At 68.5% G+C, this 6959-nt stretch carries 8 protein-coding genes and 1 tRNA gene; 5 read left to right on the top strand and 4 right to left on the bottom strand.

The features are described 5' to 3' along the window. From D7X55_RS32695 to D7X55_RS32680, 4 genes are all read left to right on the top strand, one after another. A partial coding sequence (locus D7X55_RS32695) for an RtcB family protein (protein ID WP_147470290.1) occupies positions 1-418 on the top strand: 418 nt, incomplete at its 5' end. Between the two features lie 158 nt (positions 419-576). Then, positions 577-650: transfer RNA gene (locus tag D7X55_RS32690), tRNA-Gln, on the top strand. A 57-nt stretch (positions 651-707) separates the two neighbouring features. Then, positions 708-1238: a non-proteolytic archaemetzincin-like protein gene (locus D7X55_RS32685; protein ID WP_120552048.1), complete on the top strand. Its 531-nt coding sequence runs from the start codon at positions 708-710 to the stop codon at positions 1236-1238. A 145-nt stretch (positions 1239-1383) separates the two neighbouring features. Next, positions 1384-2337 carry a hypothetical protein gene (locus D7X55_RS32680; RefSeq protein ID WP_306437757.1) on the top strand — a complete coding sequence of 318 codons (954 nt, stop codon included), beginning with the start codon at positions 1384-1386 and terminating at the stop codon, positions 2335-2337. On the opposite strand, the gene D7X55_RS32675 is transcribed toward D7X55_RS32680, so the two are convergent. The 3 genes from D7X55_RS32675 to D7X55_RS32665 all read right to left on the bottom strand — a co-directional run bounded on the left by D7X55_RS32675 (position 2334) and on the right by D7X55_RS32665 (position 3828). Further along, a complete protein-coding gene (locus D7X55_RS32675) occupies positions 2334-2870 on the bottom strand; it encodes a DUF3592 domain-containing protein (RefSeq protein ID WP_121725108.1) in 537 nt (178 codons plus the stop codon). The genes D7X55_RS32680 and D7X55_RS32675 overlap by 4 nt on opposite strands. Before the next feature lie 7 nt (positions 2871-2877). After that, positions 2878-3336: a DUF3592 domain-containing protein gene (locus D7X55_RS32670; RefSeq protein ID WP_120552051.1), complete on the bottom strand. Its 459-nt coding sequence runs from the start codon at positions 3334-3336 to the stop codon at positions 2878-2880. A 69-nt stretch (positions 3337-3405) separates the two neighbouring features. Next, positions 3406-3828, bottom strand: coding sequence for a DUF3592 domain-containing protein (locus D7X55_RS32665; protein WP_121725107.1), 423 nt, complete (start codon positions 3826-3828; stop codon positions 3406-3408). A 187-nt stretch (positions 3829-4015) separates the two neighbouring features. Between D7X55_RS32665 and D7X55_RS32660 the strand changes: the two genes are divergently transcribed. Continuing rightward, positions 4016-4504 (top strand): ankyrin repeat domain-containing protein, encoded by a 489-nt coding sequence (locus D7X55_RS32660; protein ID WP_199747263.1) that lies wholly within the window; start codon positions 4016-4018, stop codon positions 4502-4504. A gap of 77 nt (positions 4505-4581) precedes the next feature. On the opposite strand, the gene D7X55_RS32655 is transcribed toward D7X55_RS32660, so the two are convergent. Further along, complete coding sequence (locus D7X55_RS32655) at positions 4582-6792, bottom strand: (Fe-S)-binding protein (RefSeq protein WP_121725106.1); 2211 nt, start codon at positions 6790-6792, stop codon at positions 4582-4584. Positions 6793-6959 lie beyond the last annotated feature (167 nt).

Raw genomic sequence — 6959 nt, 5'->3', positions numbered from 1 at the left:
AGATGTTTATAAGAGACAGGTGCACCACAACCACGTCGCCTCCGAGACGCACTTCGGCCGCGTGCTCTGGGTCCACCGCAAGGGCGCGGTGGGGCTGGACGTGGGGGCCCGGGGGCTCATCCCCGGCTCCATGGGCACGGCCTCCTACGTCGTGGAAGGGCTGGCGCAAGCCCGGGCCTTCCGCTCCTGCTCCCACGGCGCGGGCCGGGTGCTCACCCGCAAGGAGGCCCGGGCCCGCATCCGCCCGGACGCCCTGGTCCACGCCCTGCGCCGCGTGGTGTTCGACCCGGGCCGGACGCACGCCCTGGTGGAGGAGGCGCCCGCCGCCTACCGGGACCTCACCGAGGTGCTGGAGGACGAGGCGGACCTCGTGACGCCCCGCGTCCGGCTCACGCCCCTGGCCGTGCTCAAGGGCTGAGGGCCTGGAAGGGGAGGGGGGCGCCTGTCGGGTGGATGACAGCCCGGCCGGGTGATCCACCCCCCGCACTCCACGGACAGGGGGGCCAGCGTCAGAGTGGGTTCCCGCGCCCGTCAAAGTGCCGTAGTATCGGCCCACGAGTACGCGTGCGAACCTGCTGGGGCGTCGTCTAATGGCAGGACGTCAGACTTTGACTCTGATTATCAAGGTTCGAATCCTTGCGCCCCAGCCACTCCGCTCCGGGGGGACGCGGTAACGTCGTCCGTCCGGAAGCAAAGGCGGTGGGCTGATGCCGCAGAAGACGCTCCTGCTGGTCACCGTGGGCAGTCCACCGTCCGCGCTCGTGAACGCCTTGCAGGATCCGTTGGCGACCCATCTGGGCGTCAGCGCGGTCTTGAGCCGGATGGCGTTGTCGTCGCCGGCCTACGCCTTCAACAAGGACCGGAGCCAGTACCACTGCAACGCCATCATGCGCCGGTTGGGGACGGTGCTGGATGAGTCGCCGCAGGACCTGGTGATGGGCGTGACGGACGCGGACCTCTTCGAACCGGACTCGCCCTTCGTGTTCGGTCAGGCGGACCGGGAGTCCAAGGTCGCGGTGATGAGCCTGTACCGGCTGCGCCAGGGCGCGGAGGGGGAGACGCTCCGCCGCCGCGTGCAGGTGGAGGCGGTGCACCAGGCCGGGCACCTCATCGGCCTGTCGTACTGCGAGGACTCGCGCTGCGTGATGTTCCTCCCGCAGTTCCCGCAGGACATCGACCGCAAGTCGCTGGGCCCCTGCAACGTCTGCCGCAACGAGCTCAACCGCCTCAGCCGCTGAAAAAGGCGCGTGCGCGCTCCCGGACACGGGTGCGCGTGAATGCCTGCGTGCGCGTTGACGTCCTGTCCGGCGCGGCCTGTAGTGTTCGGGCGCGAAGCGCGTGTGGGACAGGGCCGGCACGGCGGGAGACACAGTGATGATGGGCATGCGGCGATGGCTCGGCGGTGTGGTGGCGGTGGGGTTGTTGGGGGCGTGCGAGCCCACGGACTTTGGCGGTGGCGGCACCACGGGTGACGTCCTCTTCGACCGGGGCTTCGCCTTCGTGCGCGAAGACCGGAACGTCTACGTGGTGGACGACGACGGCGACCCCAACAGCCCGCAGCGGCTGACGACGGCGGGCGGCGCGTACACGCCCTCCATCTCCAGGAACGGCAACAGCATCGTGTTCGTGCAGCGCTCGGGCAGCACGTCGTCCATCCAGACGGTGCCCACCTCGGGCGGTCCGGTGGCCACGCTGCTGAGCAGCAACGACGCGGCGTGCGGCAACTGCACCAACTTCCGTGGGCCCACCTTCAGCCCGGACGGGCGCACCATCGTGTTCGCGTTCGACCGGGGCTCGGGGTCGCAGAGCGCGCTGGGGCGCATCGCGGCGGATGGCAGCGGCTTCGTGGACCTGACGCCCGGCAACACCATCGCGTACGGCGCGCCGTCCTTCTTCCCCAACGGGAACACGGTGGTGGCGCCCGCGGGCACCAGCGCCTTCCAGTTCAACCAGCTGGCCTTCGTGCAGGTGAACACCGGAGCCATCAACAACGTGTCGCTGGGCAACGAGGTGCTGGCCATCGCGAACCGCGCGGTGGTGTCGCCGGACGGGCGGCAGATTGCCCTGGATGGACGGCTGTCGTCGGGCAGCACGCGCATCTTCGTGGGCAACGTGACGGCCCAGAGCATCAGCGGAACGCTGCGGCGGCTGACGGACTACACCGCGAGCACCGTGCAGGAGAGCTTCCCCAGCTGGGTGAGCAGCACGGAGCTGGGCTTCCTCTTCAACGACTCCGGCGGTGACCCCAGCATCTACCGCGCGCCGGTGTCCTCCACGGCCAGCTCCGTCTCGCTCGCGGTGCCCGCCGCGAACGAGCCCTTCTACGGGCCCAACTAGTACGCGCCCAGCTGCCGTTGCGGCCGGGTGGCGGGCGGCCTCGAGTGCGAGGCCTCGTCGTAGTTCCGCAGCTTGTTCGAAGGCGGGGGCCCCCGGGTCTGCGGAGCCTGCTTCGCGGGCGCGTTCAAGATGAAGATGATGGCCAGGGCCGTGAACACCACCATTCCGAAGATGCCGGTCAGGGTGGCGAGCAGCCCCATCTCCGCGCCCACGCGCTGGTGCAGGTGGGGGTTGTCCGGCAGGTAGAGGACCTCCAGCAGATCGCCCGCGGATGAGCCGTGGGACCGGAACAGGCTGCGTTGTTCCTTGTACTCGCCAGCGATCTCCGAACCGTCCGGCAGGAAGAAGACGTACTCCACGATGCGGTACTTGCTGTTCAGCCAGCTCGTGCGGACGCGGAGCACCTTGCCCCGCGCGTGCAGGCCGTGCTCCTGCAGCCGCTGGGTGAACTGATACTGGCGCCACATCTGCACCATCATCACCAGGGGCACCCCGATGAAGAACATCAGGATCAGGATCGCGTTCAGGGGCATGGCCGCCTCAGGATGACGGGGTTGGGGACTCCGGGGCAACCGGCGCTGCCTTCGCCAGCAGCGCCACCCCTCCGATGAGGGTGAGGAACACCAGCACGACGGTGAAGAAGACGGCGAGCCCCAGCGACATCACCCCGTGGCCCTCCGGGAAGCTGCGGCGCGGGTCGCTCTGGCCGTACTGCACCTGGATGCGGTCCCCGGGGCGCAGCCGCGTCCACAGCGCCTTGGAGATGTTCCGCCGGTGCTGCTGGCGCTCGCCCCCCTGGGGCGTGAAGGCGTAGACGAGGATGAAGTCGCTGTCGTCCGAGGCCGCCAGGAACTCCTTCTTCACCACCGTTCCTTCCGCGTGCAGCCCCTCGCGCAGGATGCCCATGTCCCGCCGGTACGACCCCCAGGTCATCACCAGCATGGACACCCCCAGCACCACGAACGTCGCGCCCATCACCCGCGCCGCGAAGAGAGCCACGCCGTGCCTCCTGCCACCCCCTTAAGCGAGCTGCCGGCGATGCGAAACGGTAAGGCCCGCTGGGCCCCTTCAGGGCGCGTAGAACACCCTGGCGAAGGCCACGGCCATGAGGACCACCAGGCCGAAGATGCCAGCCATGACGGTGTGCCGCTCGACCTCCGCCTCCGCGCATTGGTGCCGGTGGGGGTCTTCCGGCAGGTAGCGGACCTCCACGGGAATGCCCTCGAACACGGACTGGGACGGCAGCATGTCCTTGTGGACCTTGTACTCGCCGCGGATCTCCGGCCTCCCCGGCGGGCGGAAGACGTACTCCACGACGAAGACGTTCCTCTTCATCCAGCTTTCGCGGATGTGGACCACCTTGCCCCGGGCCAGCCGTCCACGCTCCCGCAGCGCCAGGGTGAGCCGGTGCTGGCGCACCAGCAGCACCATCACGCCCAGAGGGGCCAACACGAAGAACACCGTGAACAGGATCACGTTGAGGGAGTGCATGGCGAGCTCGGGATGCAGGGACGGGAGGCCTTCCCGCGAAGCCTACCACCCCGCCCTAAGCGGGCTCCCGGCGACGCGAAACGGCAATCCCCTCCGTGCCCCGCCGTAGGGCTGGCGCGGGGGCCCTCCCTGGCGTCGCGTCCTCCGAAACGCCATGCTCCCTCGCGTCCTGCCGGAGGTACGCACCGTGTCCCTGTTCGATGCCGTCGCCGCGGGTGACCGCGCCGCCCTGAGCGCCCAGCTCGACGCGGGCGCGGACCCCAACCCCTACGACGACGAGGGGCGCACGCCGCTGATGGTGGCCGCGCGCTCGGGCCAGGATGACCTGGTGCGCGTGCTGCTGGAGGCCGGCGCGGACCCCACGCTGCCGGACAACGTGGGCGAGACGCCCTTCGTCGCCGCCGCCGCGTACGGCCACGTCAACGTCTGCGCGCTCTTGTCCCCGCACGCGACCCCGGATGAGAAGGACATGGCGCGCACGCTGCTCAAGAACCAGGGCATTGATGAGATCCCCGCGCGTCCCTCGCGCGCGTCCGAGGTCTCGCCCGACGACTTCCGCCGCAAGCTCGCCTCCGCGGGCGCCTACGTCGCGGGCAAGCTGGGCGATGCCGGGGCCACCAAGCGCCTGGAGCGCGTGCTGCGGTCCGAGGGCAACGCTCCCAAGGGCCGCAAGTAGCAAAAGCGAAGGGCCCGGCCGCTCCCATTTCGGGGAGCCACCGGGCCCTCGTCACAGCCGGAAGGCCGGACCTTGCGCTACTCCGGCTTGGCGTTCACCACGGGGCTGGGGCTCACGGTGCCGCCCTTGTTGCTGACCTCCATGGAGTCAGCGACCAGCTCGGTGATGTCCTTGATTTGAATCTGCTCACGGGCGGTGTCGTTCTTCGCGTCGTTGAGCATCGTGGAGCAGAACGGGCAGGCCACCGCGACGATGCCCTTGCCGCCCGGCTCCTTGTAGTCGCCCACCATGCCCGGCTTCTTCTTGTCCGCGGCGTCGGGGAAGGGCGTGTTCGGGTCTTCCGCGTGCTTGAGCGTGAGGGCCGCCTCGTTCATGCGGTTGTGGTTGATGCGCGTGCCGATGTGCTCTTCCATCCACATCCGGCCGCCACCGGCGCCGCAGCAGAAGCCCTCGCGCTTGCTGCGCTGCATCTCCACCACTTCCAGGCCCGGGATGGCGTTGAGCACTTCGCGGGGCGCGTCGTACACGCCGTTGTGCCGGCCCAGGTAGCAGGGGTCGTGGTAGGTCAGCTTCGTTCCGGCGTTCATCACCGAGGACAGCTTGATGCGCTTGTCCTTGAGCAGCTCGTTGATGAGCTGCGTGTGGTTGATGACGCGGTACTCGCCACCGAACTCCGGGTACTCGTTCTTGATGGTGTTGAAGCAGTGCGGGCACTGCGTGATGACCGCCTTCACGCCCATCGCGTTCCAGGACTCGACGTTCGTCTTGGCCAGCGTCTGGTACAGGTACTCGTTGCCCATGCGGCGCGCGGAGTCGCCGTTGCACATCTCCTGCTTGGACAGCGTCGCGAAGGACACGCCCGCCTCGCGCATGATCTTCACCAGCGCGCGGCTCACCTTCTTCTGCTTGTCGTCGTAGCTGCCCGCGCAGCCCACGAAGAAGAGGTACTCGTACTCGCCGCCGTCACCCCAGGTGGGCAGCGCCAGGTCCTCCGCCCACTCGTCGCGCCGGTCCTGGCCCAGGCCCCAGGGGTTGCCCTGGCGCTCCATGCCCTCGAACACGCGCTGGATTTCGGGCGGGAACTCCGCCTTCACCTGCACCTGGTAGCGGCGCATGTCGATGAGGCGCGGGACGTTCTCGATGAACACCGGGCAGGCCTGCTCGCACCAGCCGCAGCTCGTGCACGCCCACACCGTCTCCGCCTTCAGCGCGCTGCCGACAATCTCAGGCAGGGGCTCCTTCGCGCCGTGGGGGCCGTAGCCCTCCTCCACCCAGCGCTCGTTCTCCCAGATCCAGTGCTTGAGGTCCTGGTTCACGCCCTTGTGCGTGAGCGGCTTGCCCGTGATGTACGTGGGACAGTGCGTCTGGCACCGGCCGCACTCGGTACAGGAGTACAGGTCCAGGCCGTTCTTCCAGGTGAGGTCCTTCACCGTGGCGGTGCCGAACTCCTCCTTCTCCAGGTTGGGCGTGGACAGCTTGCCGGTGGAGTGCGTGCGCTGGAAGAAGACGTTGGGCAGGCCCGTGATGATGTGGAAGTGCTTGCCCAGCGGCAGGAAGTTCAGGAACGCCAGGATGATGGTCAGGTGGATGAAGAAGCCCGCCACGCCCAGCACGTGCGCCGCGGTGGCGCCCAGGGGCATCATGGCCAGGCCCGTGAGGCTGGTGATGGGCTCCCACCAGACCATCGCGGCCGGGGCCGCCGGCACCTGCGTGGCGCCCATGGGCACCTGCTGCGCGGCGGCGTGCGCGGCCACCATGTGGCTGCCACCGAACATGAACTCGGTGATCATCAGGCCCGCGATGAAGCCCAGGATGAGGTAGGCCTCCCAGGACTGGGACATGCGGTCCGGCTTCACCTTCCAGCGCGTCCACACGAAGTAGGCCACGCCCGCCAGCGCGAGCGCCGCCACGATGTCCTTCACCAGCAGGTAGACCTTGTAGAGGCCCAGGAGCGGCGGAGCGGCATCCCACGCCGGGTGGGACAGGTCCGTGAGCACGTCCAGCGCGGTGGACGAAAAGCCCATCACGAACAGCATGATGGTGCGCACCGCCAGCACCATGAACGCCGCGTAGATGAAGATGTGGAACAGGCCCGGCGTGAACTCCTCCGGATCCACCATGCGCTTCTGGCCCAACCCGAAGCGCACCAGCTGCGCCACGCGGTAGGGGATGTGGTCCAGCCGGTTCTCCTTCTTCATCGCGAGCAGCACGCCCACGCGGCCGGACATCGTGATGACGAAGAGTGAGACTGCGCCTGCCAGCAGCAGGCCGGTGATGATGGGGTTCATGGAACCTCTAGACCCTCTGGGCCGCACGATGGCAACGCCTGCGTTGCTGCGACGCGGCAATTCTGGAGTGTGAATCAACCCTAGCAAGGGTGATTCGCGAATCAAGCATCGTGCGGAGGGCGTGTCCGGCAGCGGTTCCTCCACTGCTCCCAGGGAGCCGTCCAGGG

The sequence above is a fragment of the Corallococcus sp. AB049A genome, from assembly GCF_003668885.1.
GTDB lineage: Bacteria > Myxococcota > Myxococcia > Myxococcales > Myxococcaceae > Corallococcus > Corallococcus interemptor.
This window is presented reverse-complemented; position numbering and strand designations above follow the sequence as displayed.

What these genes read in the sequence shown, in the direction of transcription:
- D7X55_RS32685 (WP_120552048.1), top strand. Translation starts at nt 708, where the DNA reads ATGCCGCAGAAGACGCTCCTGCTGGTCACCGTGGGCAGTCCACCGTCC.
- D7X55_RS32680 (WP_306437757.1), top strand. Translation starts at nt 1,384, where the DNA reads ATGCGGCGATGGCTCGGCGGTGTGGTGGCGGTGGGGTTGTTGGGGGCG.
- D7X55_RS32675 (WP_121725108.1), bottom strand. Translation starts at nt 2,870, where the DNA reads ATGCCCCTGAACGCGATCCTGATCCTGATGTTCTTCATCGGGGTGCCC.
- D7X55_RS32665 (WP_121725107.1), bottom strand. Translation starts at nt 3,828, where the DNA reads ATGCACTCCCTCAACGTGATCCTGTTCACGGTGTTCTTCGTGTTGGCC.
- D7X55_RS32655 (WP_121725106.1), bottom strand. Translation starts at nt 6,792, where the DNA reads ATGAACCCCATCATCACCGGCCTGCTGCTGGCAGGCGCAGTCTCACTC.